Below are 26070 nucleotides of genomic sequence, written 5' to 3'. Positions count from 1 at the left end.
ACGTTGCCGGTCAGGGTGACCAGGGTTTCCGAGGCCGTACTGGCGTTGCTGTCGTCCACGGCCTTGGGCAAGTCGTCGACGATGTTCACGTCCAGGTTGCCGTTGGCCGTGGTGCCGTTATCGTCGGTGACCACTACGGCGAATTGCTCGCTAACGCTGTTGGCGCCGTTGGCGTTTGGATGGGCTTCATTGTCCAGCAAGGTGTAGCTGTAGCTGACCACGCCCGTGCTGGCGTTGTAGCCGGTGATGGTCAGCGTGTTGCCCAACGCAGTGGTAATCGATTGTGGGAAACCCGCCGCCACGCCGCCGATAACCACATTGATGCCGCCCACACTCAAGGTCTGCACACCGTCCAGCGCGGTCACGGTAAAGGTGCCGCTTTGAGTCAGCGCCGATGCATCCGGACTGCTACCGTCGCTGAGATTTTTTTCCTGCAGCGATAGCTCACCACCCTCGGCATCAAGGCCCACCAACACCACAGGGTCGTCGTTGTTGTGCACTTGCAGCACCAGGTTCGCGGTGCTGGTGTCGCCGTCGGCGTCGGTCAGCGTGTAAGTGAACGTCTCAGTGCCGCTGCCCCCACCGTGCAACGCGACGAATTGCGGGTCGCTGGGGTTCAGGGTGTAGGTGTACGTGCCGTTGGGGTTGAGCACCAGGGTGCCGTAGGTGCCGGTGAACGTGCCGCCGATGATCGGCCCGCTGTCGGGACCGGTGGGGATCCGGTCGGCGCCCTGATGGTCGTTGGGCAATACGTTGCCGGTGAGGGTCACCAGGGTTTCCGACGCCGTGTTGGCGTGGCTGTCGTCGATCGCCTGGGGTACGTCATCGGTGATGTTGACGTCCAGGGTGCCGGTGGCCGTGTCGCCGTCGGTGTCGACGGCCACTACCGGGAACTGCTCGGTAATGTTGTTGGCCCCACCGCCGGCAGGATGGGTTTCATTGTCCGTCAGGGTGTAGGTGTAACTGACCACTCCTGTGGCCGGGTTATAGCCGGTGATGGTCAACGTGTTGCCCAGCGCCGACGTGATGGTTTGCGGGAAACCCGTGGGCACGCCGCCTGTGATCACGTTGATGCCGCCGATGCTCAGGCTGCTCAGCCCGTCAGGCGCGGAAACCGTGAAGGTGCCGCTTTGCACCAACGCCCCCGGATTGCTGGCCGAACCATCGGCCAGATTGGCCTCGTTGGTGGTCAGTTCGCCGCCCTCGACATTGACCCCGTCGAGGGTCACCGGGTTATCCGGTGTCACCGGCGGCACAGTTGCATCGTCGCCCGTGTTGTCCGGATCACCGGCCAGGCGCAGTTGTGGAAACTCGGGAATCCCGTTGAACCCGGCCGTCGGAAAACCGATCTGCGGATCGACCTCCCCGCCAACTTCTTCCAGCAGCACAAAACTGTGCCCACCGCCCACGCCCCCCGGGTTGCCACCCTCGGGGCCGGCGGCCGTGGCTTCACCGGTCTGGGTCGGGTCGGCACCGGCGGCGATGGCTTGCTGCAGCTTTTGCACATCGGTCAGTTGCGCGTTACTCGGTGTCGCCGCGTCAGGCGTGTCGACATGCGGCGCATGGTTGGCGAGCAACTGCGGAGTCAGGGTCAGGTTGCTTTCGCGGCCCAGGGTCAACGTCTGGCCGTTCTGCATACGAACAGCCACCGCCCCTTCGGCACCGGTGACCAGGTGTTCGCCGGCATAAAGCCGATCGCCTTCGACCAGAGGCCGCCGCAGGCCACCGGCCGCTTCTGCGAATACTTGCCCGACTATTTTGCTGACGATTCCGATGAGCGCTGCCATGTGCATTTCCTCCGTTGCCGACCGCAATCGGCACGTGTCTGGGTGAAGAATCCGTCCTCAGGTTTGGCAATCCAGAAAGCTGGAAAATCTGCCAGCTTTCGTGAAAGCAGAAGGTGCTGGCAATTCGCCAAAACGACAAAAAACCGTCACCAAAAACCACTTCACAGATCGCTCTTTCGACACTTCTTCACATCGTTTAAAAATTTGCATGGAACTTTTATTGACGCCTAAAAGCCGTCGCAACCCGCAAACTAAAAGGCTTTCGCTCTGAACAATGTGCCGGTTTTTTTCAAGCTCATAAGTTTTTTTCGGAATAAGCCTTATGAGAAATTCTTCTTAGGTTTTGCTCAGGATGTTCTTAGCTGTGTTGTTACAAGGTTGAAACGGTTTTGATCTTTAATACGTCAATATTTTGGCGACAAGCGAAGCACTACAGACCTCAGGAGATGCACCCCATGCGCGTTCTAACCCCCCTCTGCAGCGCGGTTTTACTGGCCATGGCCTGCTCTTCTCAGGCGCAGGCAATGTCCTTGACCGAGGCGATCCAGAGCACCATTGCCACTCACCCAGAGCTGGCACAACGGGTGGACAGCCGTCTGTCGGCCAATGAAGACGTCAAGGTCGCCCGAGGGGGCTTTTTCCCATCGGTGGATTTGAATGCCGGTTACGGTCGTGGCTATAGCGACAACACCAACACCCGGGCCTTGGGCAACCACCACACCAACATCCTCACCTATACCCAATCGGAGCTGCGCCTGCGGCAGATGATCTTCGACGGGTTCAACACTGCCAATGAAGTGGACCGCACCCAGGGCGTGGTCAACTCCCGGGCCTATTACGCCCAGGGCACCGCCCAGGATCTGGCGCTACGCACCATCGAGGTCTACCTGGAAGTGCTCAAGCGCCGCGAGCTGGTGACCCTGGCCAAGAACAACCTGCAGGCGCACCTGCGGGTCAACGACCAAATCGGCCTGCGCACCGAGCGTGGGGTGGGCAGTACGGCCGACTCCGACCAGTCCAATGCCCGTCGGGCCCTGGCGGAAAACAACTACGACACCGCCCAGGTCGACTTGGCCGACGCCGAGGCCAACTTCTACAGCGTGGTCGGACGCATGCCCGATGAGCTGGAGACACCGCCCTCGACCAAAGGCGAAATCCCCGCCGACCTGCGCGAAGCCCAGCAAAGCATGGTGGATAACAACCCCTACCTGAAATCGGCCCAGGCCGACATACAGTCCGCCGAAAGCCAGTACGAAGTGGCGAAGTCGCCGTTCTATCCACGCTTCGACGCCGAGGCGGCGGTGGGCGCCAACAACAACCTCGGCGGCGAAGAAGGCCACGACAACAACTGGCGGGTCGGCGTGGTGATGAACTACAACCTGTTCCGCGGTGGCAGCGACAAGGCGCGGTTGGCGTCCAACGCCCACCAGATCAACCAGGCCATGGACATCCGCAACAACGCCTTGCGCCAGCTCAACGAAGATACGCGCCTGGCCTGGAACGCGATGCTCAACGCCCGCAAACAGACCCCCACCGCCCGCGAGTACGCCGACACCACCGCCCGTGTGCGCGCCGCATACCAGGATCAGTTCGGTCTCGGCCAGCGCACCCTGCTCGACCTGCTCGACAGCGAAAACGAGCTGTACAACGCCAACCGCCGCTACACCGAAGTGCGTTACACCGAGGAATACTCGATGTACCGGGTGCTGGCGAACATGGGCCTGCTGTTGCACAAACAACGGATCGTGCTGCCGGCCGATACGGTCGCGCAGACCGAAGTCAAGAACCAGGCTCGGCTGCCGGAACTGAAGTAGCCCCCTCCAAAAAAAATGGGAGCGAACACTGTGACCAGCATGGAACCCGCAACCCTTGGCGCTGATCCGCGCCTGAATTTCGATGATCCCTTGCTGGACGGTCTGTTGATCCTCTGCAAACTCCATGGCGCGACGGTCAGCCGCGCCAGCCTCAGCGCCGGGCTCCCTATGGCGCACCAACGCTTGAGCCTGGACCTGCTGCCCCGCGCAGCAGCCCGGGCAAGCTTGCAGGCGCGGCTGTTGCGTCGTGAGCTGGCGGACATCTCCCCCCTGAACCTGCCAGTGATGCTGATCCTGGCGGGGGGCCGCTGTGCGGTCTTGCGGCGCTGGGGCGAGGATGGCAAGGCACTGATCCTGCCCAGCGAAGCCGATGGTGGCGAGCAGTGGGTCAGCCGCGAGGAATTGACCCTCGACTACAGTGGCCAGGCGCTATTCGCCCGGCCGCGCCATGAACTCGAAGACCTGCGCGCGCCCCTGGTGCCGCGGGTCGAGGCGTGGTTTCGCGACACCTTGAAACTGTCGCGCTGGCTGTACAGCGACGCGATCCTGGCGAGTTTCCTGATCAACCTGCTAGGCCTGATGGTGCCGCTGTTCGTCATGCAGACCTACGACCGCGTGGTGCCGAACCAGGCCACGTCGACCTTGTGGGTGCTGGCCGTGGGGCTGTTGATCGGCACCGGTTTCGAACTGGTGTTGCGGGTGGTGCGCGCCCATCTGCTGGACACCGCCGGCAAGAAAACCGACGTGATTCTCTCCGCCACCCTGTTCGAGCGCATCACCGGCATGGCGATGAAGGCCAAGCCCGTGACCATCGGCGGCTTCGCCCAGAGCATCCACGACTTCCAGGGCCTGCGCGAATTCCTCACGGCGGTGACCCTCACCAGCCTGATCGACCTGCCCTTCGCCCTGCTGATGCTGGTGGTGATCGGCCTGTTGGGCGGCTGGCTGGTGGTGATTCCAGTGGTGGCGTTTCCAATCACCATTGTCTTCGCGATGATCATCCAGGTGCGCCTGCGCGACACCGTGCAAAAAAGCCTGGCCCTCGGCGCCCAGCGCCAGGCTCTGCTGATCGAAACCCTCGGCGGCCTGGAAACCCTCAAGGCCTGCAGCGCCGAGAGCGAGCGCCAGCATCAGTGGGAAAGCACCCACGGCGCCCTCACCCGCCTGGACAGCCACGCGCGCAACCTCTCGGCTCTGGCGACCAACGGCACGTTGTTCCTGCAACAACTGGCCGGCATGGCGACCATCGTCGCCGGGGTCTACAGCATCATCGCCGGCAACCTCAGCGTCGGCGCGCTGGTGGCGACCTACATGCTCGGCAGCCGGGTGCTCGCCCCGCTCGGGCAGATCGCCGGGCTGATCACCCGTTACCAGCAAGCCCAGCTCACCATGCGCAGCACCGATGCCCTGATGGCGCTGCCCCAGGAACGCGATGCCAAACAACGGCCGCTGGATCGCACCCAGTTGCAGGGCGCGCTGGACGTCAGCGGCGTGACCTTCCACTACAACGGCCAGAGCAGCCCAGCACTGGCGAACATCAGCTTCAGCCTCAAGCCCGGCGAACGGGTCGGGATCATCGGCCGCAGTGGCTCGGGCAAGAGCACCCTGGCGCGCCTGGTGATGGGGTTCTATGCGCCGGAGGAAGGCCAGTTGCTGCTCGACGGCCTGGACCTGCGGCAACTGGACGTCGCCGACCTGCGCCAACAGATCGGCTACGTTGCCCATGACCTGCCGCTGCTGGCCGGTAGCCTGCGGGACAATCTCACCTTGGGCGCCCGTTACATCAGCGACGCGCGCATGTTGGAAGTGGCGGAGCTGACCGGTGTCACCGAACTGGCGCGCCAACATCCCCAAGGTTTCGACCGCCCGGTGGGCGAGCGCGGGCAGTTGCTTTCCGGTGGTCAGCGCCAAGCCGTGCTGCTGGCCCGGGCCTTGCTGCTCGACCCGCCGATCCTGCTGCTGGACGAACCCACCAGCGCCATGGACAACAGCAGCGAAGACGTCCTGCGGCAAAAACTCCACACCCATGTACAGGGCAAGACCGTGCTGCTGGTCACCCACCGCACCTCGATGCTGAGCCTGGTGGACCGCTTGGTGGTGTTGGACAACGGACGGATCGTGGCGGATGGACCGAAGGAAGCAGTCATCGATGCGTTGCGCAAGGGACGGGTGGGGACGGCGGCGGTTTAACAGCCCCCACAACACCTGTGGCGAGGGAGCTTGCTCCCGCTGGGCTGCGAAGCAGCCCCCAAGCCATTCACCCGATTGTGTCAGACGGACCGCCTCGACAGGTTTTACGACGGCTTCGCCGCCGAGCGGGAGCAAGCTCCCTCGCCACAAAAAGCAGCGCCCAGCTCTCTTCTAAAAGCAGCACCCGCTCTTTTCTAAAAAGCAGCGACCGGCTCCACTTCACTTAACCGACGGGTACCGCTCCATGTCAGCCCAAACACCGGATTCAACCGCTCGAAGCTACTTCGGCAGTTTCAGCAAAAGCGCCGAAAGCGAGTTCATGCCGGAAACCGCCGGCGCCACGCTGCAGGATTCGCCCCGGCGCTCGCGGGTCACCGTGTGGCTGGCCGCCGGGTTGATCGTCACCGGGTTGGTCTGGGCGAAGTTGGCGGTGTTGCAGGAAGTCACCACCGGTGAAGGCAAGGCGATTCCGTCGAGCAAGATCCAGGTGATCCAGAACCTGGAGGGCGGCATCGTCACCGAGATTTTCGTCCGTGAAGGCCAGATGGTGAACAAGGGCGACACCCTGCTGCGCCTGGATGACACCCGATATCAGTCGAACAAGGGCGAGAGCGAAGCCGACCGCTATGCCTTGACCGCCCAGGTCGAGCGTCTGTCGGCCGAGGCCGAGGGCCGGCCGTTCAATCTTTCGGCCGAGGTGATCGCCAAGGCCCCGCAAGTGGCCGAGGACGAGCGCTCACTGTACGAACAACGCCAGCGGCGCCTGGCCAGTGAACAACGGACCCTGACCGAACAGCTGCGGCAGAAGACCCAGGAGCTGGCGGAGTTTCGCTCCAAGCAAGGCCAGTTCAGCTCGGCCCTGGCCTTGCTGCAAGAAGAAATGAACATGTCCGCCCCGCTGGTGCGCACCGGGGCGGTATCACCGGTGGAGATCCTGCGGCTCAAACGCAGCGCGGTGGAAATCCGCGGCTCGCTCAACGCCACCACCCTGGCCATTCCCCGAGCCGAATCGGCGATCAACGAGATCAAGAGCAAGATCGACGAATCGGAACAGACCTTTCGCTCCGAAGCAGCCAAGGACCTCAACGAGAAACGCACCGAACTGTCGAAAATCACCGCATCGAGCATCGCCATCGACGACCGCGTGACACGCACTACGGTGGTCTCGCCCGTGCATGGGGTGATCAAGCAACTGAAGGTCAACACCATCGGCGGCGTCGTGCAGCCAGGCAACGACATGGTGGAAATCGTGCCCCTGGAAGACAACCTGCTGATCGAAGCCAAGGTCCGCCCCCAGGACGTGGCGTTCCTGCACCCGGGCCAGAAAGCCATGGTCAAGTTCAGCGCCTACGACTACACCATCTACGGCGGGCTGAGCGCCAAGCTCGAACTGATCGGCGCCGACACCATCACCGACGACAAGGGCAACAGCTTCTACCTGATCCAGGTGCGCACCGACAAAAACCATTTGGGCGGGGATGCCAAACCCTTGCTGATCATTCCGGGAATGGTGGCGACAGTGGATATCATTACCGGCGAGAAAAGTGTCCTGGATTACCTGCTCAAGCCGGTGTTGAAAGCGCGGACCGAGGCGATGCGCGAGCGCTGATCTGGATTTGACTCGCCTGTTTGGTCCGGGGACATGGTTAACCCCTGTGGCGAGGGAGCTTGCTCCCGCTGGGCTGCGAAGCATCCCCAAGACCATTCACCTCGCTGTATCAGACAGACCGCGCCAGTAGGTTTTACGACGGCTGCGCCGCCGAGCGGGAGCAAGCTCCCTCGCCACAGGGGCCTCTAAACCTCTCCATGGTTCTTCTGGTAAGTCTCCTCCCCCATCGCCGCAATCTGCCCCTCGATCAGCGCTTCGAACGGCCTCAACAACGCCTCGAAACTCGCCGGCGCCTCCAGCGTCTGCAACGCCTGGACAATCGCCTCCACCGTCGACAACGCCCCCGGCCCGGGCGCCTTGCGCAAGCGATAACGGGACACCCCGCCTTCGGCCAGGGTCACCCTCGGCAGCGCCGCCAACAAGGGATTGAGGTGCAGCAACTTGCGCGCCTTGCGCCAGGTGCCATCGGGAACGACCAACAGCAGCGGCTCATCGGACAGGACATAGGCTTGCAACGGCTGCGCCTCGTCGCTGGGAAACAGCAAGCGCGCCTGATACCCCGGTTGATTGAGCAACCGGGGCAAATCCTCGAACACCTCACCCACGATCAACTCGGCATTATTGAGTCCCAATGCCGCCAGCCGGGCGGTATTCAAAGCATGGTTCACTTCACTGGGATGCTGCAACAGCAAGACGCGGGTGCGGCTGTCGAGGCTGGGGATCAGCGAGCACAGGCAATGGCTTTGCGGCCTGTGGCAACGCGGACAATGGATTCTGGACATGGTCAGGCCTGATTCAGTTGAGCTTTGAGCAAATCGCGGAAGGTCTGGATCAGCGGCTCGCGGCTACGACCACGGCGTACGATCATCGAAAACGGCGCCTGATAACCAAAGGTCGCCGGCAGCAGCACGCGCAAGTCGCCCTTGTCGACCCAGGCCTGGGCGTAGTGCTCGGGCAGGTAACCGACGTAGGCGCCGGACAGCACCAGGATCAACTGCGCCTCCATGCTCTCCACCGTCGCCGCGCTGTGCTTGAAGCCGTGGCGCGCCAGTTCGGCCTGGCTCCAGTAACCGCGCCCGACCATGCGCTGTTGGGTGATGACCTGCTCGGGAATGCGCCGCTCGTTGAACAACGGGTGGCGGTTGCTGCAGTACAACCAGTGCTGCTCACGGTACAGCGGCATGTAGACCAGCCCGCTCATGCGCGTGGAAAACGCACCGATGGCCAGGTCCAGGCGATTATCCTGCACGCCCAGTTGCAACTCATAAGGGCTCATGACCGACAGGTGCAAATGCACCGCCGGATGCTCCTGGCTGTAGGCGCCAATGGCTTCGGCAAACGGCAGGGCCTTGTCGCTGACAGTGGAATCGATCACCCCCAGGTTCAAGGTGCCGCGCAGTTCCCCTTTAAGCGCGGCAGCGTACTGCTCGAACCCTTCGAGCTCGCCCAGCAGGCGCAAGGTTTCCTGATGGAACAGCTCGCCCTTGCTGGTCAGACTGAAGCCACCCCGGCCGCGATGACACAACACCAGGCCCAAGGCCGATTCCAGTTGGCTCATGTAGGTGCTGATGGCCGACGTGGACAGGTTGAGTTCGTGCTGGGCATTGGCGAACCCTTGGTGCCGAACCACGCTGACAAAAATGCGCAGCAGTTTCAGGTCGGGTAAAGCGTTGGCCATTGGGGGCTCCATACAATCGAGTCAATGCAAACTTTGTGGCGAGGGGATTCATCCCCGCTGGGCTGCGAAGCAGCCCCAATACCATTTTCCTGACACACCGAGCTTTCAGGTTTTAGGGCCGCTTCGCGCCCCAGCGGGGATAAATCCCCTCGCCACAGGGGCCACTATTTCCCAATCCAAACAGGGGGACCGTGCTGCCGCGAAGTCTATCGCCCCGCCCGCCATTAGTTTAGAAAAATCTGAACTAAGTATTTGCCCCCAGCGATTCTTCACGGCAACGGCTTTTCGCAGAATCGGCCCCTGATAAGTAAAACAACGATGAGGCCCTACCCGTGGACAAGATTCTTCACCAACCACTGGGCGGCAACGAAATGCCGCGCTTCGGCGGCATCGCCACCATGATGCGACTCCCCCATTTGCAAACCGCTGCCGGCCTGGACGCTGCGTTCGTCGGCGTGCCGCTGGACATCGGCACCTCCCTGCGCGCCGGCACTCGTTTCGGGCCGCGGGAGATCCGCGCCGAATCCGTGATGATCCGCCCCTACAACATGGCCACTGGCGCCGCGCCGTTCGACTCGCTGTCGGTGGCCGACATCGGCGACGTGCCGATCAACACCTTCAACCTGCTGGACGCGGTGCGGATCATCGAGGAGTCTTACCACAAGATCCTCGAACACAACGTCATCCCCCTGACTCTGGGCGGCGACCACACCATCACCCTGCCGATCCTGCGGGCGATCCACAAGAAACACGGCAAGGTCGGCCTGGTGCATATCGACGCCCACGCCGATGTGAACGACCACATGTTCGGCGAGAAAATCGCCCATGGCACCACCTTCCGCCGCGCCGTGGAAGAAGGCCTGCTCGATTGCGACCGCGTGGTGCAAATCGGCCTGCGGGCCCAGGGCTACACCGCCGACGATTTCAACTGGAGTCGCAACCAGGGTTTCCGCGTGGTCCAGGCCGAAGAGTGCTGGCACAAATCCCTGGCACCGCTGATGGCTGAAGTGCGTGAGAAAGTCGGTGGCGGCCCGGTGTACCTGAGCTTTGATATCGACGGCATCGACCCGGCCTGGGCCCCTGGCACCGGCACCCCGGAAATCGGCGGGCTGACCACCATCCAGGCGATCGAAATCGTGCGCGGCTGCCAGGGCCTCGACCTGGTGGGTTGCGATCTGGTAGAAGTCTCGCCGCCGTACGACACCACCGGCAACACCTCGCTGCTGGGCGCCAACTTGCTGTACGAGATGCTCTGCGTACTGCCTGGCGTGGTTCATCGCTGAGGTGCGGTCATGAACGATCGAGATCAGGTTCTCAAGGCCGCCGCCGAATTGGTGTCGGCCTTCGCCCGCAATGACCGCGACGCCTACTTTGGCGCGTTCACAGGCGATGCGAGTTTCGTGTTCTACACCCTCGAACAGCCCCTGCTGTCACGCGATGCCTACCAGGCGTTGTGGGATCGCTGGCGGTCCGAGGATGGCTTCGAGGTGCTCAATTGCACCTCGAGCAACGCCTTCGTCAGCCTGCAAGGGGACGTGGCGATTTTCATCCATGACGTGGCCACCGAGCTGCGCATGCAAGGGGAGCGACACTTTAGCCAGGAGCGCGAAACCATCCTGTTCCGCAAACAGGAAGGCCGCGCACAAGAACAACAGGGCCTATGGCTGGCCTGCCATGAACATTTGTCCGCCATGCCGGAAGGGCTGCCACCCCCTTAGCCAAACAGGCGACGCTCACACACGATGAGCGCGCCTTGATGATCGGAGCAGATCATGAATAACAATAACGATAAAAGCCTTACGCAAATTGAAACCAACGGGGTCGAACAGATCCCGGACCACCAGCGAACCGCCGGCCCGGGGGACTTGTTTCGCCTGATCTTCGGTGGCGCCAATACCTTTGCCACCGCCGTGCTCGGCAGTTTCCCGGTGCTGTTCGGCCTGTCATTCCAGGCCGGTGTCTGGGCGATTGTGCTAGGGGTGTTGGTGGGGTCGATCATCCTCGCCCCCATGGGCCTGTTCGGCCCGCTCAACGGCACCAACAACGCGGTTTCTTCCGGTGCGCACTTCGGCGTGCACGGGCGGATCGTCGGCTCGTTCCTCTCGTTGCTGACCGCCATCGCGTTCTTCTCGCTGTCGGTGTGGAGTTCGGGGGACGCGTTGATCGGCGGCGCCAAGCGGCTGATCGGCGTGCCGGAAACCGACCTGAGCCTGGGCCTGGCCTACGGCCTGTTTGCCCTGCTGGTGTTGACGGTGTGCATCTACGGCTTCCGCTTCATGCTGTGGGTCAACCGCATCGCCGTATGGGCCGCCAGCCTGCTGTTTTTGCTGGGTATCCTGGCTTTCGCACCGACCTTCGACAGCCAGTTCGCCGGCACCGTCAGCCTCGGCCAGCCGGGCTTCTGGGCGGCGTTTATCGGCGCGGCGCTGGTGGCCATGAGCAACCCGATTTCCTTCGGTGCGTTCCTGGGTGACTGGTCGCGCTACATCCCCCGCAACACGCCCAAGCGCCGCATCATGCTGGCCGTGATCGCTGCGCAGCTGGCGACGTTGATCCCGTTCCTGTTCGGCCTCGCCACCGCCACCATCGTGGCGATCAAGGCGCCGGACTACATCGCGGCCAACAACTACGTGGGCGGCCTGCTGGCGGTTTCGCCGAGCTGGTTCTTCCTGCCGGTGTGCCTGATCGCGGTGATCGGCGGCATGTCCACCGGCACCACGTCGCTGTATGGCACCGGGCTGGACATGTCCAGCGTGTTTCCACGAGTGCTGTCGCGGGTCAAGGCGACGCTGCTGATCGGCGTGCTGTCGATTGCGTTCATCTTCATCGGGCGCTTCGCGGCGAACCTGGTGCAGAGCGTCTCGACCTTCGCCGTGCTGATCATCACCTGCACCACACCGTGGATGGTGATCATGATCATCGGCCTGTTGGTGCGCCGCGGCTTCTACTGCCCGGACGACCTGCAAGTGTTCACCCGCGGCGAAACCGGCGGGCGCTACTGGTTCAGCCATGGCTGGAACTGGCGCGGCCTCGGGGCGTGGATTCCCAGCGCATTGGTGGGGTTGTGCTTCGTCAACCTGCCAGGGCAGTTCGTCGGGCCGCTGGGGGAATTGGCCGGCGGGATCGACATCAGCCTGCCGGTGACCCTGGGGTTGGCCTCGGTGGTGTACTTGGTGCTGCTTGGGTTATTCCCGGAACCGGCGGCGGTGTACGGGCCGGATGATCCGCGGAGCAAAGGCTCTTCGGTGTCAATCGATAGCCCCTCCCTCAGGCAGATCGTCTGACCCGAGCCAACACCCCCCCTGTGGCGAGGGAGCTTGCTCCCGCTCGACTGCGCAGCAGTCGCTATCAAGGGCTGCTTCGCAGCCCAGCGGGAGCAAGCTCCCTCGCCACACAAGCACGTTCGCACTGAGGGCGCGGTGCCAGGGAGGGCATCACCCCGACTTCCTATAAAAAAGACAATCGGAGACACGCCATCATGGCTTTGGACTTAATCGTCGTTCTTCTCTACGCCACTGGCATGATCGCCCTCGGCTGGTACGGCATGCGCCGCGCTAAAACCCGTGACGACTACCTGGTCGCCGGGCGCAATCTCGGCCCGGGCTTTTACCTGGGCACCATGGCCGCCACCGTCCTGGGCGGCGCGTCCACCATTGGCACCGTGCGCCTGGGCTACGTCTACGGTATTTCCGGATTCTGGCTGTGCGGCGCCATCGGCCTGGGCATCGTCGGCCTGAGCCTGTTCCTCGCCAAGCCGTTGCTCAAGCTCAAGATCTACACCGTGACCCAGGTGCTGGAGCGCCGCTACAACCCGGCCGCGCGCCAGGCCAGTGCGCTGATCATGCTGGTTTACGCACTGATGATCGGCGCCACCTCGACCATCGCCATCGGCACCGTGATGCAGGTGCTGTTCGGCTTGCCGTTCTGGGTGTCGATCCTGGTGGGCGGTGGCGTGGTGGTGCTGTACTCCACCATCGGCGGCATGTGGTCGCTGACCCTCACCGACATCGTGCAATTCCTGATCATGACCGTTGGCCTGGTGTTCCTGCTGATGCCGATGTCCATCGTCGATGCCGGTGGCTGGGATGCGATGGTGGCGGCATTGCCGGCCAGTTACTTCGATTTCACCGCGATTGGCGGGGACACCATCCTCACCTACTTCCTGATCTACTTCTTCGGCATCTTCATCGGCCAGGACATCTGGCAGCGGGTGTTTACCGCCCGCAGCGAAGGCGTGGCCAAAGTGGCCGGCACCGCCGCCGGCCTGTACTGCGTGCTGTACGGCCTGGCCGGTGCGTTGATCGGCATGGCGGCCAAGGTATTGCTGCCGGACCTGGAAAACGTCAACAACGCCTTCGCCAGCATCGTCCAGACCAGCCTGCCCAACGGCATTCGCGGCCTGGTGATCGCCGCGGCCCTGGCAGCCTTGATGTCCACCGCCGCAGCGGGCCTGCTCGCGGCGTCCACCACGGTGGTCCAGGACTTGCTGCCCCGTCTGCGCCAGGGCCGTGAAAGCGGCAGTGGCGACGTCCACGAAAACCGCATCGCGACCCTGCTGATGGGCGCGGTGGTCCTGGTGATCGCCCTGGTGGTCAGCGACGTCATCAGCGCCCTGACCCTGGCCTACAACCTGCTGGTGGGCGGCATGCTGATCCCGCTGATCGGCGCCATCTACTGGAAACGCGCCACCACCGCCGGCGCGATCACCAGCATGTCGCTGGGCTTCCTGACCGCGCTGTTCTTCATGCTCAAGGATGGCCTGGACGCCAACACGCCGATCTACTACAGCCTGAGCGTGGCGCTGGTGAGTTTTGTGCTGGTGAGCTTGTTGTCGCCACGGTCGAGTGCGGTGGCCAAGGTGGTTTGATCGACAACTGAATCAAGCCGAATGCACCTGTGGCGAGGGGATTTATCCCCGCTGGGGCGCGAAGCGCGCCCAAAGCCAGGCGCCTCGGTGTGTCAGAAAGGGCTGAGGAGGCTGATTTGGGTCTGCTTCGCAGCCCAGCGGGAGCAAGCTCCCTCGCCACAGGGTTCACATCGCCAATAAAAAGATCGCAGTTCCGGGCCATCTCAATTGAAATGGTCCGGAACTGCGATCTCTCCAAATTCTGCGGTGTAGTTACCGGCGGCGCGGTTGGCGGCGGCGTTGCTCGTCATCGGTGCGGATCGGTATCGGTTGCATCGGTGGCTCGATCAGGCCAAGCGCGACACCCAGGTCATGAAGCCAATTCTGGATTTTCTCTTTCATCGTGGTGCCCCCTCAGGGTGGTACGAGCGGCAAATTACTGTGGCCCCTTCGCACTGATAATAGTCCGATGTTCTACGCAATGCTCGTCTCAGTTTGCAATGATCTGTTACTGAATTGATCCAAATCCACCTCCCGGAGTTCAAGCCGATTGCGCCGTCGTCATGGGCGTTCGCGGCCAGGCCTGTTGTTGCAATTCAATCCAAGCGTTGAGGTTGGCCCCGACCATGCCTTTGCGCCACATCAGCCAAGTGGTGGCACTGGCGAACGGCTCGGCCAGCGAATGCACCGATACCCGCTCGCGGCCCGGCAGGCTGGCCAGCATCGACTCGGACATCAACGCCACCCCGGACCCGGCGATCACACACGCCAGCATCCCCTGGTAAGACTCGATTTCCATCGCCCGGCCCATGGTCGCGTGATCATGGGCAAACCAGGCCTCTAATCGCATCCGGTACGAACAACCACGCCGGAACGTGAACACCGCGCGGCCCTGCACATCCAGGGCACTGCGAACCGGCGGATGATCGGCCTCGGTAATCAGCACCAACCGCTCGTCGCACAACGGCACGCCATCCAACCCCGCGAGCTCCAGCGGGCCGTCCACCAGCGCCGCGTCGAGCCGGTTGGTGAGCAGGCCTTCAAGCAGCTCGCCACTGGGCCCCGATTGCACTTGCAGGTTCACCGCCGGATACGCCCGGTGATAAGCCGCCAGCAGGTCCGGCAAATGCGTCGCCGCCGTGCTGTACATCGTGCCCAGCAGGAAGTCCCCGGCCGGCTGCCCGCCCTGCACGGCGGCATGGGCCTCGTCGTGCAAGGCGAACAGCTTGGCCGCGTAGTCCAGCAGGACTTTTCCTGCCGGCGACAACTGCAAACGCTGACGCTCCCGCAGGAAAAGGTCCACGCCCAGCTGTTCTTCAAGCTGCTTGAGCCGGGTCGACAGGTTCGACGGCACCCGGTGCAGGCGCTCGGCGGCCCGGGTGATGGAACCTTCCTCGGCCACGGCCTGGAAAATCCGCAGTTGGCTGAACTCCATGACCTTCTCCAAAAAAGAACAAGTTACTCACTATTATTCATTTTTAATGAAAGTCAATCAGTCCTAGCCTGACGGTCATTCGCCCCGACACCGGAGAACGACCATGTCACCTCTTATTCGCCTGCTCGGCAGTTTCATCGCGCTGATGATGGCCATGGGCATTGGCCGCTTCGCCTTGACGCCCCAGTTACCTCATTTGATCGGCGAAGGTCAGGTCGACTTGACCGCCGCCGGTCTGATTGCCGCCGCCAACTACCTGGGGTATTTCCTTGGCGCGCTGGACGCCATGTTCGCCCGTCGTCCGGAACAGGTGCGGCGGCGGTTGCTCGGCGGCCTGTGGCTGTGCGTGCTGCTGACCCTGGCGTCGTTCTGGGCCTGGGGCTTCTGGCCGCACCTGGCGTTGCGCTTCGGCACCGGCGTGGCGAGCGCCTGGGTGATGGTGATGATCACCGCCCTGAGCCAACCCTTGGCCGCGGCGGTGGAACGGCCACGGCTCGGTGCCTTGGTGTTTGCCGGCCCGGGCCTGGGGATTTTCCTGACCGGCCTGCTTGCCCTCGGCTCGAACCTACTGGGCCAGACCTCCGCCACCCTGTGGCTGGTGTATGCCGGCGTGGCCTTGGCGATGTTGCTGGTGATCTTGCCGATCCTGCCGCAGCCGGCAGCCGCAGCACCTGTCGCAGGGCCGACCGCCCCTTCGCCGAACACCGGCATCGCTCGACTGGGCGTGGTGTACGCCCTGTACGGCGTGGGCTACATCATTCCGGCGACGTTCCTGTCGCAAATGGCCTCGGCGCAGTTCCACGGCCAATGGCTGGCCGATCTGTTCTGGCCCTGCTTCGGCCTGGCGGCCGCCAGCGGCGTGTTGCTGGTCAGCCGGCGGCGGCCGAACCCGAACACCACCGGCCGCTGGCTGATCGGCACGCTCTGGCTGCAAGCCGCCGGGGTATTTGCCTGCCTGCTGGGCAGCGGGCCGGGGCTGGCGCTGGGGGTGATCCTCTGTGGCACGCCGTTCCTGGCCTGCATGCAACTGGTGATGCTGCGCTCCCGGGAACTGGCGCCCCACGCCACCCAGCGCAACGCTGGCCTGTTGACCGCCTGCTTTGCCGTGGGCCAGCTCAGCGGCCCCCTGTTGGCGGCGCTGAGCAGCCATTTCAGCGGCGGCCTGCAACCGGCACTGATCATTGCCGGCAGCGGCCTGGTGCTGGCCGGTGGCCTGTTGCTGCGGCCCGCCAGCCGGGGCGCGGCGAACCCTTGCGCCCAGACCGCCCTGCGTTGATCAGGCCTGGCCGGCCGGGCTGAACGCCTTGCTCGACTGCGTGGCCGGCTCGCGTCGCGCCAAGGCGAAATACAACACCCCGCCGAGGAAGCAACCGGTAAACCAGGCAAAATTGGCCATCGATTGCAGCATCGGCGTGAAGGTGATCGCCACCCCCATCAGCGTCGCCGGAATCAACGCCTTCACCGCCGTCCAGTTGATGCCGCCGCTGTAGTAATAACGCCCGCTCGGCCCGTCATTGAACAGCGCATCGACGTCGATCTGCTGTTTTTTGATCAGGTAGTAATCCACCAGCAGAATCCCGAACAGCGGGCCGATAAACGCCGCCAACACGTCCAGGGTGTAGTGGATCACTTCAGGGTTATTGAACAGGTTCCACGGCGTGATGAAAATCGAGGCCAGCGCCGCGATCATGCCACCAGCGCGCCAGCTGATTTTGCTGGGAGCGACGTTGGCGAAGTCGAAGGCCGGCGAGACGAAGTTGGCGACAATGTTGATGCCGATGGTCGCCGTCACGAAGGCAAAGGCCCCCAGCAAGACCGCCACGTCGTTGTCGATGCGCGCCACGGTGGCAATCGGGTCGTGGAGCATTTCACCGAACACCGGCAAGGTCCCGGAAACAATCACCACGGTGACCAGGGAGAACGCCAGGAAATTCACCGGTAATCCCCAGAAATTACCCCTGCGCACGTCAGACATGCTCCGGCAGTAACGGCTGAAATCGCCGAAATTCAGGGTCGGACCGGAAAAGTACGACACCACCAGTGCCGTCGCCACGATCACTTGGCCGAACGCCTGCCAACCGGACAAGGACTTTTCCGCCAGGGTGAAGCTGATGTTGCTCCAACCGGCCTTCCACACGATCCAGCCGGCCAACAAGAACATCACGGCGTACACCACCGGCCCCGCCCAATCGATGAAACGACGGATCGATTCCATACCGGTCCAGAACACCAGCGCCTGGACGAACCACAAGCTGAGGAAACCGAACCAACCCAGGTAGGACAAACCGGCAAAATGCGGCGTCGCGTAGACCTCCATCGAAGGAAAAAACCGCAGCACCACGATAATCAGCGCGCTGGAGGCCAGGTAAGTCTGAATGCCGTACCAGGCCACGGCGATCAAACCGCGAATGACCGCAGGAATATTCGCCCCGAACACCCCGAACGCCAGTCGGCAGATCACCGGGTACGGCACCGCCGCCTGTTGGCTCGGCTTGGCGACCAGGTTGGCGATCAACTGCACGATGCAGATCCCGCCGAGCAAGGCGATAAGCACCTGCCAACTCGCCAGGCCCAAGGCGAACAGACTGGCGGCGAAGACATAACCGCCCACGCTGTGCACATCACTCATCCAGAACGCGAAGATGTTGTACCAATTCCATTTCTGCGGCAGTGGGCCCAGGTCCTCGTTGTAAAGGCGGGGGCTGTAGCCATTGGGCAATTGCTCGGACATTGCGGGGCTCCTTTGAGTACCGCCGTGCCCCCGTATCGACCTGCTCACCATACTGCGCACGGGAGCCGGCATGGTTTGTATACGCGTTTCCACGCAGAATGCGTGCCATAGGCGCTGGATGTTAGACAAACCGGGGTGTGTGGCGCAGAGAAACACCACGCAGGAACAGGCATACGCCCACGAACAGGGCGCAGGTGCATGCTAAAGGTGCAAGATTTTGTATACAGCGAAGATCAACCTGTGGCGAGGGAGCTTGCTCCCGCTGGGGCGCGAAGCGGCCCCTTCGAACATGCTACCTCGGTGTCTTAGCTTGGATTGAGTGCAGCTGGTTTGGGGCTGCTTCACGCCCAGCGGGAGCAAGCTCCCTCGCCACAGGAATTGTGTGCAGTTAGCTCAATTCAATGCGATCGGCATGAATGACAATCTGCCCATTCTTGTACAGCGCACCAATGGCCTTCTTGAAGTTGCCCTTGCTCACGCCAAACAGGCTGCTGATCAGCGCCGGGTCGCTCTTGTCGCTGACCGCCAGGGTGCCGTTGTTCTCTCGCAACTTGGCGAGAATCTTGGCGTTCAGGCTAGTGGCAGCTTCCTGGCCCACCGGCTGCAGGCTCAGGCTGATCTTGCCGTCTGGGCGAATCTCCTTGATGAAACCTTTTTCCTGCATGCCCGCGCGCATGAACTTGAAGATTTCGTTCTTGTGGATCAAGCCCCAGTGCTTGTTATTGATGATCGCCTTGAACCCCATGTCGGTGGCTTCGGCGACCAGCAAATCCACTTCCTGGCCCGGCGTATAGTTGGCCGGGGTCTTGTCCAGATAGCGATCCAGGCGTGCCGTGGCGGTGATGCGACGGGTGTGCTTGTCGAGGTAGACGTGCACCACGCAGTATTCGCCGGCGGTCATTTGGCGCTTTTCTTCGGAATACGGCAGCAACAGGTCCTTGGGCAGGCCCCAGTCCAGGAACACGCCGATGCTGTTGACCTCAACCACTTTCAGGCTGGCGAACTCACCGACCTGCACTTTTGGTTTTTCGGTGGTGGCGATCAGTTTGTCGTCGCTGTCCAGATAAATAAAAACATTGAGCCAGTCTTCATCTTCGCTGGGAATATCCTTGGGGATATAACGGTTGGGCAGCAGAATTTCGCCGTCCGCGCCGCCATCCAGATATAAACCGAAGTTAGTGTGTTTAACCACTTGCAAACTGTTGTAGCGCCCGACTAAAGCCATTTCCAATACCCTCATTGCGTGGGCGGCATTCTACCCGGTTTTGCGGCGCGATTCGTGGCCGCCGGCAAGGTTTGCCTGGAAGGCCCGGCACAACCGTTGATTTTCCTGGGTTTGCGTCCGAAGCACAGCCATTCGTCAGGCCGGAGACGATGCATGCCATCCGTTTTCGGAGCAATATTCTTCACACGGTTGTTATTTAAAACAGAGGCTTAGGGCAATTATTGCCGGATAACGGCTGATTATTCCTGTCACGCTGGCGATAATTCAGAAGGATATTTGCCAAGCAATTGTCAAGTATTTCCTGTACGATGCCTGGCCCAATTAATTATCTACAGGTTAATGGCCGTCATGCGCGTAAAAGCATCCAACAGCAAAGCAAAGCCAGCTCCAGCCGTTGAAACCAGCGAGTCGATCAACGACCAGATCGCTGCGTTCCTCAAGTCCGGCGGCGAGATCCAGCAAATTGCCAAAGGCGTCAGCGGCCAGACATTCGGCCCGTCCAAGCAGATCAGCCTGGGCAAGAAGTAACCTGCGCGTCACCTGGTCCCAAAGCGCTTTGAGTTTCGAAGCGCTTGGACTGGAACCCTCCCCGCCCTATCCATTTCCCATGAATCGACGAACGGCCTTCGCAGCCGAGCATTCGCCGGTATGCTTTCACCTCTCTAGCCCAAGCGTTTCAGCTTAGTTCCTGCTCCTCGCTATTTCATGGAGTGAAGCATGCGTATTCCTATTGTTGCGCTGGCGATCAGCCTGCTGACGTGCTCCCTCGCCCAGGGGCAGGTGTTCCAACGCGAACTCGGCGACTTCGATCTCAAACTGGGCACCACTCCCAGCCGTAGCATGGCCGAGGGCCTGGTCACGCCGTCGAGCACCGGCTCGTTTCATGGTGGGTTGGACCTGAGCCACGACAGCGGCTGGTACGTTGGCCAGTGGTCACCCAGCGCCGGCCTGACATCGTCCGCCGACCTTGAGGTCGATTCCTACATGGGCTTTAAACACCCCTTCGACCAGACCCTGGGCTACGAAGTCGGCCTGATCCACTACAGCTACCCCACCGTCGATACCCTCGACAGCCAGGAGTTCTACGGCGGCCTGACCGTGCTCGGCAGCCGTTTCGGCGCGGCCCTGAGCAACGATCCGGACAAACAGAACAGCACGCTGTTCGCCGACCTGGGCGGCAACGTGCCGTTCGGCATTGGCATCAGCGCCAAATACACCACCCACCAGCTCAATACGCCAGTCTCGGTGGAGAACGGTTATGTCGGCAGCTTCAGCGACTGGTCGTTGAAAATTTCCCGTCCGTGGAAGGGCCTCGACCTGGACCTGATCTACAGCGACTCAAGCCTCAGCGGCAGCAGTTGCTCGGCGTACTCGGGCCACAACAGCGAGTGCGACAGCCTGCTGACCCTCAAGATGGCCCACCCTTTTTACTAAGCGTTACGCATTTAATCGGCTGAACTGCCGCGCGTCTGCGATGCTCAAACAAAGCACCTACGCCTTCGCAAGGACTCGCTCATGCCGCGCTGGTTGACCCGCACTGCCATGTTCATCGCCCTGTTGCTGACGCTCACCGCCTGCAGCCGCATCGGCCTGGCCTACCGCAACCTCGACCTGATCATCCCCTGGACCCTCAATGATTACCTGGACATCAGAGGCGAGCAAAAAGACTGGTTCAACGAACGCCTCAAGGACCACCTGACCTGGCATTGCACAACCCAATTGCCCGACTACCTCGACTGGCTGGATCGCCTCAAGACCATGGTGAAAACTGACCAGGTAACCGACGAAGCCTTGCAACAACGTACCCAAGAAGCCAAGGCCGCCATCGCCGAAACCGCACGGCAAATCACTCCCTCGGCCATCGAACTGCTGCAAGGCCTGAACGACGACCAAGTCGATGACATGGATGCCGCCTTCGTCAAGGATCAGCGCAAACGCCAGCAGCAGTACCTCAAGCCGACGTTGCAGGAACAGATCCAGGAACGCAGCGACCGCATGGTCAAACGCTTGGACGACTGGCTCGGCCCGCTCAACGAAGCCCAGCACCAACGGGTGATGGCCTGGTCCACCGCCTTGGGTGACCAGAACCAGCAATGGATCGCCAACCGCGCCCACTGGCAAAACCAGTTCAGCGAAGCCGTGGCCCAGCGCCACAGTCCTGACTTCCCGAAACGCATCGAGCAACTGCTGGTCAATCGGGAAAGTCTCTGGACCCCGGCCTATCGCGAGGCCTTCAGCAAAACCGAAGCCCAGGCCCGCAGCCTGCTGGTGGACCTGATGGCCGAAAGCACCCCGCCCCAGCGCGAACGGCTGCTGAAGAAAATCGACGGGGTGAAGAAGGATTTCACTGACTTGAAGTGCCTGAAAGCAGCACGATCTTAAAACCACTGAAGATCCAATGTGGGAGCGAGCTTGCTCGCTCCCACAAGGTTTGTACCTGGTTCCTAGGCAATCTGCGCCTTGGACGCCAAATCATCAAACGTAAACTCATCCAGCGCATCGTCCTGCTCATCCAGCACCTGGCGCGGATGATCATTGCCCGGAATGCTGCTGTCGATCAGGCTCAACAACCGCGAGCCACGGGGCGTCAGCACGAAGTTCTCGCCGTTACCGCCCTCTTCTTCCGGCCGCGGCTCGATATAGCCACGCTCCAGCAGTAACTTTTCATACTCCCCGGCGACCGCTTTCAGATGATCGAGGTTCTCGATTTCCTCACCCGCCGCCGCCTTCTGAGCTGCGTATTCCTCCGCATAAGGCCGAGGCGTAAAACTGTGGCCGGCGCCGTTCTGCACTTCGTGCAACAACTTTTCGATCAAGTCCCAGTTATAAGTCGTCATCCTGGTCCATCCTCTGAAGAGTGAGATGCCTACCTAGGTTGTGACCGAGGTGCTGCGCCGCCGTTCAGCCAGGTTTCCGGGCGCAATGCTGTTTACTTGAGGCCTATCCAATTCATTGTGGCGAGGGGATTTATCCCCGTTGGGCTGCGAAGCAGCCCTGAATCCAACCGCGCGGTGTACAAGCTTAACGGCTAGCTATTTCACAAACCGACCAACGGCCTGTCGAATTCATCCAGAGCCAGACGACCACTTACAGAAAGTGCCGACTCAGCGGCTCTGCCATGCAGGAGAATTCATCATGAATGTTGAGAATCATCCGGTCGTCTCGCGGGAAGAGTGGCTCGCCGTCCGCCGCCAACACCTGGCCCACGAAAAAGCCTTCACCCGCGAACGAGACAAACTCAGCGCCGAACGCCGCGCCCTGCCCTGGGTAAAAATCGACAAACCCTACCGTTTCCAAGGCCCCCACGGTGAACTGAGCCTGGCCGACCTGTTCGGCGGTCGCAGCCAACTGATCATCTACCACTTCATGTTCGGCCCCGGCTGGACAGAAGGCTGCCAGGGCTGCTCGTTCCTCTCCGACCACATCGACGGCGCCAACCAACACCTGGCCCACCACGACGTGGCCGTGGTCGCCGTCTCCCGCGCCCCCTTCGCCGAGTTCCAGCCGTTCAAGCGCCGCATGGGCTGGACCTTCGACTGGGTCTCGTCCAACGGCTGCGACTTCAACTACGACTTCGGCGTCACCCTCAATGCCGAAGACGTCGCCGCCGGAAAAGCCACCTACAACTACGAAAAAACCGACACCACCGAAGGCGAACTCCCCGGCCTGAGCGTCTTCTACCGCAACGAAGCCGGCGACATCTTCCACACCTACTCCACCTACGCCCGTGGCCTGGACATGCTGGTCGGCACCTACAACTACCTCGACCTGACGCCCAAGGGCCGCAACGAAGACGAAATCATGGACTGGGTGCGGCATCACGATAAATACGACGAGGCCAAGCCACACAGCTGCTGCCATGGCTGATACGTCCACTGGCCCAGTCGAGCACGGTCCCCGTGGCGAGGGAGCTTGCTCCCGCTCGACTGCGCAGCAGTCGCCTGCGTCGCCTGACCCGCCGCAGTGCCAAAGCCGACTGAAGCAAGGCCAAAGGTCCTACACAAAGCTCGGAAAGTGATGTCTTGTGGCTCGGGAACGGGGCGGCCTATAGTCCCTCGTCGCCCTAAAAGGCGACCGGGTTTGGCGACCCGACTTACAGGGAGGCTCATTAATTTTCGAGGCTCTGACTATGACTAGATACATGCCCATCACTGGCATCGACTGCATCCCCGCCGTCCTCCTCATCGACGCCGAAGCACCGCTCGACGTTCTCTTCGAAACTGCCGACTACCGCATTCGCACCGTGACCCAACTGCTGGAGAACATCGCGTTCCGTTCAGATATCAGCTCCGATACGGTGGTGCTTTCGGACTTTTGCAAGATGCTGACGATAGCGTTGCGTGATGGGTGTGATGTGATGGATGTGATTGGGAGGCGGTTACGGGCGCAGGCTGCTGAATAATGAAAACGGGCGACCTTTGAGTCGCCCGTTTCAAATATATGGAGAGTACAAAATGACTGAGACTTTTACAGAATTTGACCCCGCAGAGTACCTCAGTACTTCCGAAGCCATCGCGGAGTTCATGAGCGACGCTCTGGAAACCGGCGATGCAAGTTACATCGCCAAAGCGATGGGGGTAGTCGCGCGAGCTAAGGGGATGACCGAATTGGCCAGGGAAACGGGCCTGTCGCGCGAACAGCTATACCGTTCCTTCAGCGAGCACGGTAATCCCACTCTGAAAACACTCCTGGCGGTCATGAAGGCACTTGGTGTCGATATGACGGCTCGGCCACACACGCACACTGCGCCGTAGTCCTAATGGAAAGAAAAGGGGACAAAGAAACACGAAAAGGGGACCAGACTGCGATTAAAAAGACAGGCCGATCTCGATTAGTCTGTCTCAAATCCCCAACTCCGGCGATGTCTGGGGACGACTCAGACGAAAGCGAGCTTTCTTACCTGCAATAAATCAACATGCTGACGAGCCACCCACAGATCATAAGCATCCTGCATCGCCAGCCAACTCTCCGGCGAGCGGCCAAGCGCTACAGACAACCGCAATGCCATTTCAGGCGAAACGCGGCTAGTGCCCTTCAAGACACGACTCAGTGCCAAGGGCGCTACATCGAGTTTTTCTGCCAACTCACGACCGCTGATGCCGTTCGGCTCCAGATAAATCTCGGGAGGATTGTGCATATTCATCAGTGGTACTCCTCGTAGTCCAGGACGGGCCTGTGTGTAATGGCGAAGAAGCTGATTGATGCGTGCCTGATGACAAAAATGGGGACAGATTTATTTTCCTGCAACTGGTTTTACCAAACCTCATGCGTCTCCGCTCTGTAATTGTTTTCAATTCGCTCAACAAGCAGCGGGGCACTGATAATTCCTTCCGTTGGATACATCAACTCCTCAGGGAGCAAGCATCTCTCCAATCGGACAGCATCACCGCCACTCCACAACCAGATAGAGCCACCTGGGCCTCCATTCCTAGAGCGGAATGTGGGGAATGCTTGCAAACCCTCAGGCACAGGAACGTTTGCAACCACGGATAGCAGCCCTTGATTAACCGCACTCTGAACCACAAAAAACGCAGAGAACTGGACAGGGCTACTTACTACGGCTGAAAAATCTTCTGGCTGCGAGTCGTAAAACCCGGAGAACACTCGGATCAAATAGCCAAATTCAGGATGCTTGTGCGTGACTTGCGCATATGCAACCCCTTGCGATGTCAGAATCTGCAGGACATCACCCAGCTTCACTTTCTTTGCCATTTAAAATCCTTCATACCCGGCTTTCTTCAACAACTGGAGGAAAAAGGGACGGAAAAAGGGACAGATTTATTTTCCCGGCTCAGCCCTCGGCCGTCCCTGCCCTCGCTGCTCTACCCGCACACCCACAATCCGCTCGACCTCATCTACGAAACGGCTTGTTCCCGTCAGTTGACCTCGCTGCAAAGCATCGCGGATTAATCGAAGCTGATCAGTCGGAATGGTCTGGCGCACAAACTCTTCATACCGAAGCCGCCGCTCCATCGAGGTATCACCCAAGGCCATGAAGCATGGATCAGCATCTAACCAGCACCCACCAGATTCATCATCTACCGGACTTCGATAGCTCGACCATGCATAGTCTGCGACATCGGCCACCATGCGAGCGCGCACAGGATTCAATTCAATGTAACGACTACAAGCGAGCAAATATGAATCCGACTGCACCACACTGGATTTGTAACGACTTTCCCACAAGGTGCCTGAGCGCCCTTCCAATCGATTGCGATAGCGCGTCGCACGGGCAGCCAGTGCTTTCATCAATTGCCCCAGTCCAGCGGTTGACTCCCCAGGAGCTAGCAACAAATGGACATGATTCGTCATCAGGCAATAGGCGTAGACCTTCACCCCGAACGCATCTTTTAGCTCGCGCAGATCAGAGAGATAGCGCTGATAATCCTCTGCCGCCGCAAATACCACCTGCCGGTTATGGCCTCGCTGCACTACGTGATGCGGGTAATTCGGTAAAACAATACGTCCCATCCTGGGCATATTTGATTCCTCCTCCATGGAAGCTTTCAGCGTAGCAAAAAATCAAAAAATAAATCTGTCCCCTTTTCTCTTTTCTCTTCTAAAAAATAAATCTGTCCCCTTTTCTCTTTAAGAATCGGATGGCCTGCATGGGTCGGGATCTTGTTTTGTGTGGTGCAACACAAGCTGCCGACTCATGCAGGTATCTTCAATATTCCAACTTCTTGATTTTTCGTAAGAAAATTCGGGGATTCCTCAGGGTCTGTCCCCGTTATCCCCCTGTTTGACCATTAGGC

General features: G+C 60.9%; 25 protein-coding genes. 14 read left to right on the top strand and 11 right to left on the bottom strand.

The annotated features are described in order from the left end of the window. A partial coding sequence (locus BLO97_RS18125; protein WP_139197705.1) for a retention module-containing protein occupies nucleotides 1-1787 on the bottom strand: 1787 nt, incomplete at its 3' end. 455 nt (nucleotides 1788-2242) lie between these two features. Between BLO97_RS18125 and BLO97_RS18120 the strand changes: the two genes are divergently transcribed. The 3 genes from BLO97_RS18120 to BLO97_RS18110 all read left to right on the top strand — a co-directional run bounded on the left by BLO97_RS18120 (nucleotide 2243) and on the right by BLO97_RS18110 (nucleotide 7400). Further along, nucleotides 2243-3601: a TolC family outer membrane protein gene (locus BLO97_RS18120; protein WP_092150956.1), complete on the top strand. Its 1359-nt coding sequence runs from the start codon at nucleotides 2243-2245 to the stop codon at nucleotides 3599-3601. A 30-nt stretch (nucleotides 3602-3631) separates the two neighbouring features. Then, nucleotides 3632-5791: a type I secretion system permease/ATPase gene (locus tag BLO97_RS18115; protein WP_092347177.1), complete on the top strand. Its 2160-nt coding sequence runs from the start codon at nucleotides 3632-3634 to the stop codon at nucleotides 5789-5791. Between the two features lie 244 nt (nucleotides 5792-6035). Beyond that, entirely contained in the window at nucleotides 6036-7400 is a 1365-nt protein-coding gene (locus tag BLO97_RS18110) for an HlyD family type I secretion periplasmic adaptor subunit (RefSeq protein WP_072341479.1), read from the top strand. Between the two features lie 185 nt (nucleotides 7401-7585). Here the strand turns inward: BLO97_RS18110 and BLO97_RS18105 are convergent, their stop codons facing one another. Further along, the gene (locus tag BLO97_RS18105) at nucleotides 7586-8182 is read right to left on the bottom strand and encodes a tRNA-uridine aminocarboxypropyltransferase (protein WP_092150962.1); all 597 of its coding nucleotides are present in this window, start codon (nucleotides 8180-8182) and stop codon (nucleotides 7586-7588) included. Nucleotides 8183-8184: 2 nt separating this feature from the next. Then, nucleotides 8185-9078, bottom strand: coding sequence for a LysR family transcriptional regulator (locus tag BLO97_RS18100; protein WP_003184133.1), 894 nt, complete (start codon nucleotides 9076-9078; stop codon nucleotides 8185-8187). 332 nt (nucleotides 9079-9410) lie between these two features. On the opposite strand from BLO97_RS18100, the gene speB reads away from it, so the two are divergent. The 4 genes from speB (at nucleotide 9411) to BLO97_RS18080 (ending at nucleotide 13945) form a co-directional block, all read left to right on the top strand. Continuing rightward, complete coding sequence (gene speB, locus BLO97_RS18095; RefSeq protein ID WP_003198979.1) at nucleotides 9411-10361, top strand: agmatinase; 951 nt, start codon at nucleotides 9411-9413, stop codon at nucleotides 10359-10361. 9 nt (nucleotides 10362-10370) lie between these two features. Then, nucleotides 10371-10796 (top strand): YybH family protein, encoded by a 426-nt coding sequence (locus BLO97_RS18090; protein ID WP_092224823.1) that lies wholly within the window; start codon nucleotides 10371-10373, stop codon nucleotides 10794-10796. A 51-nt stretch (nucleotides 10797-10847) separates the two neighbouring features. Further along, the gene (locus tag BLO97_RS18085) at nucleotides 10848-12362 is read left to right on the top strand and encodes a purine-cytosine permease family protein (protein ID WP_256572056.1); all 1515 of its coding nucleotides are present in this window, start codon (nucleotides 10848-10850) and stop codon (nucleotides 12360-12362) included. A 194-nt stretch (nucleotides 12363-12556) separates the two neighbouring features. Further along, entirely contained in the window at nucleotides 12557-13945 is a 1389-nt protein-coding gene (locus BLO97_RS18080; RefSeq protein WP_092347171.1) for a sodium:solute symporter family protein, read from the top strand. A gap of 252 nt (nucleotides 13946-14197) precedes the next feature. On the opposite strand, the gene BLO97_RS31990 is transcribed toward BLO97_RS18080, so the two are convergent. Next, nucleotides 14198-14326 (bottom strand): PA1414 family protein, encoded by a 129-nt coding sequence (locus BLO97_RS31990; RefSeq protein ID WP_256222727.1) that lies wholly within the window; start codon nucleotides 14324-14326, stop codon nucleotides 14198-14200. Between the two features lie 139 nt (nucleotides 14327-14465). Next, nucleotides 14466-15359 (bottom strand): putrescine utilization regulator PtrR, encoded by an 894-nt coding sequence (locus BLO97_RS18075; protein ID WP_063322451.1) that lies wholly within the window; start codon nucleotides 15357-15359, stop codon nucleotides 14466-14468. Between the two features lie 103 nt (nucleotides 15360-15462). Here BLO97_RS18075 and BLO97_RS18070 point away from each other — a divergent pair, with 103 nt between their 5' ends. Then, nucleotides 15463-16635, top strand: a complete 1173-nt coding sequence (locus tag BLO97_RS18070; RefSeq protein ID WP_092150974.1) for an MFS transporter — start codon at nucleotides 15463-15465, stop codon at nucleotides 16633-16635. On the opposite strand, the gene BLO97_RS18065 is transcribed toward BLO97_RS18070, so the two are convergent. Beyond that, entirely contained in the window at nucleotides 16636-18090 is a 1455-nt protein-coding gene (locus BLO97_RS18065) for an NCS1 family nucleobase:cation symporter-1 (RefSeq protein ID WP_092347168.1), read from the bottom strand. It abuts the gene before it with no gap. Between the two features lie 388 nt (nucleotides 18091-18478). Then, nucleotides 18479-19315, bottom strand: coding sequence for a CvfB family protein (locus BLO97_RS18060; protein WP_060738695.1), 837 nt, complete (start codon nucleotides 19313-19315; stop codon nucleotides 18479-18481). Between the two features lie 339 nt (nucleotides 19316-19654). Here BLO97_RS18060 and BLO97_RS18055 point away from each other — a divergent pair, with 339 nt between their 5' ends. The 3 genes from BLO97_RS18055 (at nucleotide 19655) to BLO97_RS18045 (ending at nucleotide 21697) form a co-directional block, all read left to right on the top strand. Continuing rightward, the gene (locus tag BLO97_RS18055) at nucleotides 19655-19843 is read left to right on the top strand and encodes a hypothetical protein (protein WP_018607615.1); all 189 of its coding nucleotides are present in this window, start codon (nucleotides 19655-19657) and stop codon (nucleotides 19841-19843) included. A gap of 189 nt (nucleotides 19844-20032) precedes the next feature. Further along, nucleotides 20033-20749 carry a TorF family putative porin gene (locus BLO97_RS18050; RefSeq protein WP_092150983.1) on the top strand — a complete coding sequence of 239 codons (717 nt, stop codon included), beginning with the start codon at nucleotides 20033-20035 and terminating at the stop codon, nucleotides 20747-20749. Nucleotides 20750-20830: 81 nt separating this feature from the next. Continuing rightward, complete coding sequence (locus tag BLO97_RS18045; RefSeq protein WP_092150986.1) at nucleotides 20831-21697, top strand: DUF6279 family lipoprotein; 867 nt, start codon at nucleotides 20831-20833, stop codon at nucleotides 21695-21697. Nucleotides 21698-21759: 62 nt separating this feature from the next. On the opposite strand, the gene BLO97_RS18040 is transcribed toward BLO97_RS18045, so the two are convergent. Then, nucleotides 21760-22152 (bottom strand): hypothetical protein, encoded by a 393-nt coding sequence (locus tag BLO97_RS18040; RefSeq protein WP_063322456.1) that lies wholly within the window; start codon nucleotides 22150-22152, stop codon nucleotides 21760-21762. A gap of 298 nt (nucleotides 22153-22450) precedes the next feature. Here BLO97_RS18040 and BLO97_RS18035 point away from each other — a divergent pair, with 298 nt between their 5' ends. The 3 genes from BLO97_RS18035 to BLO97_RS18025 all read left to right on the top strand — a co-directional run bounded on the left by BLO97_RS18035 (nucleotide 22451) and on the right by BLO97_RS18025 (nucleotide 24069). Beyond that, a complete protein-coding gene (locus tag BLO97_RS18035) occupies nucleotides 22451-23182 on the top strand; it encodes a DUF899 domain-containing protein (RefSeq protein WP_092347165.1) in 732 nt (243 codons plus the stop codon). A 262-nt stretch (nucleotides 23183-23444) separates the two neighbouring features. Next, entirely contained in the window at nucleotides 23445-23717 is a 273-nt protein-coding gene (locus BLO97_RS18030) for a hypothetical protein (RefSeq protein WP_092347161.1), read from the top strand. 52 nt (nucleotides 23718-23769) lie between these two features. Continuing rightward, entirely contained in the window at nucleotides 23770-24069 is a 300-nt protein-coding gene (locus tag BLO97_RS18025) for an addiction module antidote protein (protein WP_092347158.1), read from the top strand. 122 nt (nucleotides 24070-24191) lie between these two features. Here the strand turns inward: BLO97_RS18025 and BLO97_RS18020 are convergent, their stop codons facing one another. The 3 genes from BLO97_RS18020 to BLO97_RS18010 form a co-directional block, all read right to left on the bottom strand. Then, entirely contained in the window at nucleotides 24192-24458 is a 267-nt protein-coding gene (locus BLO97_RS18020; RefSeq protein WP_092347155.1) for a HigA family addiction module antitoxin, read from the bottom strand. A 110-nt stretch (nucleotides 24459-24568) separates the two neighbouring features. After that, complete coding sequence (locus BLO97_RS18015; protein ID WP_092347152.1) at nucleotides 24569-25027, bottom strand: hypothetical protein; 459 nt, start codon at nucleotides 25025-25027, stop codon at nucleotides 24569-24571. A gap of 66 nt (nucleotides 25028-25093) precedes the next feature. Then, complete coding sequence (locus BLO97_RS18010; RefSeq protein ID WP_092347149.1) at nucleotides 25094-25795, bottom strand: transposase; 702 nt, start codon at nucleotides 25793-25795, stop codon at nucleotides 25094-25096. Nucleotides 25796-26070 lie beyond the last annotated feature (275 nt).

The organism is Pseudomonas sp. NFACC05-1, assembly GCF_900100135.1.
Classification (GTDB): Bacteria; Pseudomonadota; Gammaproteobacteria; order Pseudomonadales; family Pseudomonadaceae; genus Aquipseudomonas; species Aquipseudomonas fluorescens_Q.
Note: the sequence above shows the minus strand (reverse complement) of the source record. Positions and strands in the feature narration are given on the sequence as shown.

Coding starts and splice junctions, on each gene's coding strand:
- BLO97_RS18120 (WP_092150956.1), top strand. CDS start 2,243: ATGCGCGTTCTAACCCCCCTCTGCAGCGCGGTTTTACTGGCCATGGCC.
- BLO97_RS18110 (WP_072341479.1), top strand. CDS start 6,036: ATGTCAGCCCAAACACCGGATTCAACCGCTCGAAGCTACTTCGGCAGT.
- BLO97_RS18105 (WP_092150962.1), bottom strand. CDS start 8,182: ATGTCCAGAATCCATTGTCCGCGTTGCCACAGGCCGCAAAGCCATTGC.
- BLO97_RS18100 (WP_003184133.1), bottom strand. CDS start 9,078: ATGGCCAACGCTTTACCCGACCTGAAACTGCTGCGCATTTTTGTCAGC.
- BLO97_RS18090 (WP_092224823.1), top strand. CDS start 10,371: ATGAACGATCGAGATCAGGTTCTCAAGGCCGCCGCCGAATTGGTGTCG.
- BLO97_RS18080 (WP_092347171.1), top strand. CDS start 12,557: ATGGCTTTGGACTTAATCGTCGTTCTTCTCTACGCCACTGGCATGATC.
- BLO97_RS31990 (WP_256222727.1), bottom strand. CDS start 14,326: ATGAAAGAGAAAATCCAGAATTGGCTTCATGACCTGGGTGTCGCGCTT.
- BLO97_RS18075 (WP_063322451.1), bottom strand. CDS start 15,359: ATGGAGTTCAGCCAACTGCGGATTTTCCAGGCCGTGGCCGAGGAAGGT.
- BLO97_RS18070 (WP_092150974.1), top strand. CDS start 15,463: ATGTCACCTCTTATTCGCCTGCTCGGCAGTTTCATCGCGCTGATGATG.
- BLO97_RS18065 (WP_092347168.1), bottom strand. CDS start 18,090: ATGTCCGAGCAATTGCCCAATGGCTACAGCCCCCGCCTTTACAACGAG.
- BLO97_RS18060 (WP_060738695.1), bottom strand. CDS start 19,315: ATGGCTTTAGTCGGGCGCTACAACAGTTTGCAAGTGGTTAAACACACT.
- BLO97_RS18055 (WP_018607615.1), top strand. CDS start 19,655: ATGGCCGTCATGCGCGTAAAAGCATCCAACAGCAAAGCAAAGCCAGCT.
- BLO97_RS18050 (WP_092150983.1), top strand. CDS start 20,033: ATGCGTATTCCTATTGTTGCGCTGGCGATCAGCCTGCTGACGTGCTCC.
- BLO97_RS18045 (WP_092150986.1), top strand. CDS start 20,831: ATGCCGCGCTGGTTGACCCGCACTGCCATGTTCATCGCCCTGTTGCTG.
- BLO97_RS18040 (WP_063322456.1), bottom strand. CDS start 22,152: ATGACGACTTATAACTGGGACTTGATCGAAAAGTTGTTGCACGAAGTG.
- BLO97_RS18035 (WP_092347165.1), top strand. CDS start 22,451: ATGAATGTTGAGAATCATCCGGTCGTCTCGCGGGAAGAGTGGCTCGCC.
- BLO97_RS18030 (WP_092347161.1), top strand. CDS start 23,445: ATGACTAGATACATGCCCATCACTGGCATCGACTGCATCCCCGCCGTC.
- BLO97_RS18025 (WP_092347158.1), top strand. CDS start 23,770: ATGACTGAGACTTTTACAGAATTTGACCCCGCAGAGTACCTCAGTACT.
- BLO97_RS18020 (WP_092347155.1), bottom strand. CDS start 24,458: ATGAATATGCACAATCCTCCCGAGATTTATCTGGAGCCGAACGGCATC.
- BLO97_RS18015 (WP_092347152.1), bottom strand. CDS start 25,027: ATGGCAAAGAAAGTGAAGCTGGGTGATGTCCTGCAGATTCTGACATCG.
- BLO97_RS18010 (WP_092347149.1), bottom strand. CDS start 25,795: ATGCCCAGGATGGGACGTATTGTTTTACCGAATTACCCGCATCACGTA.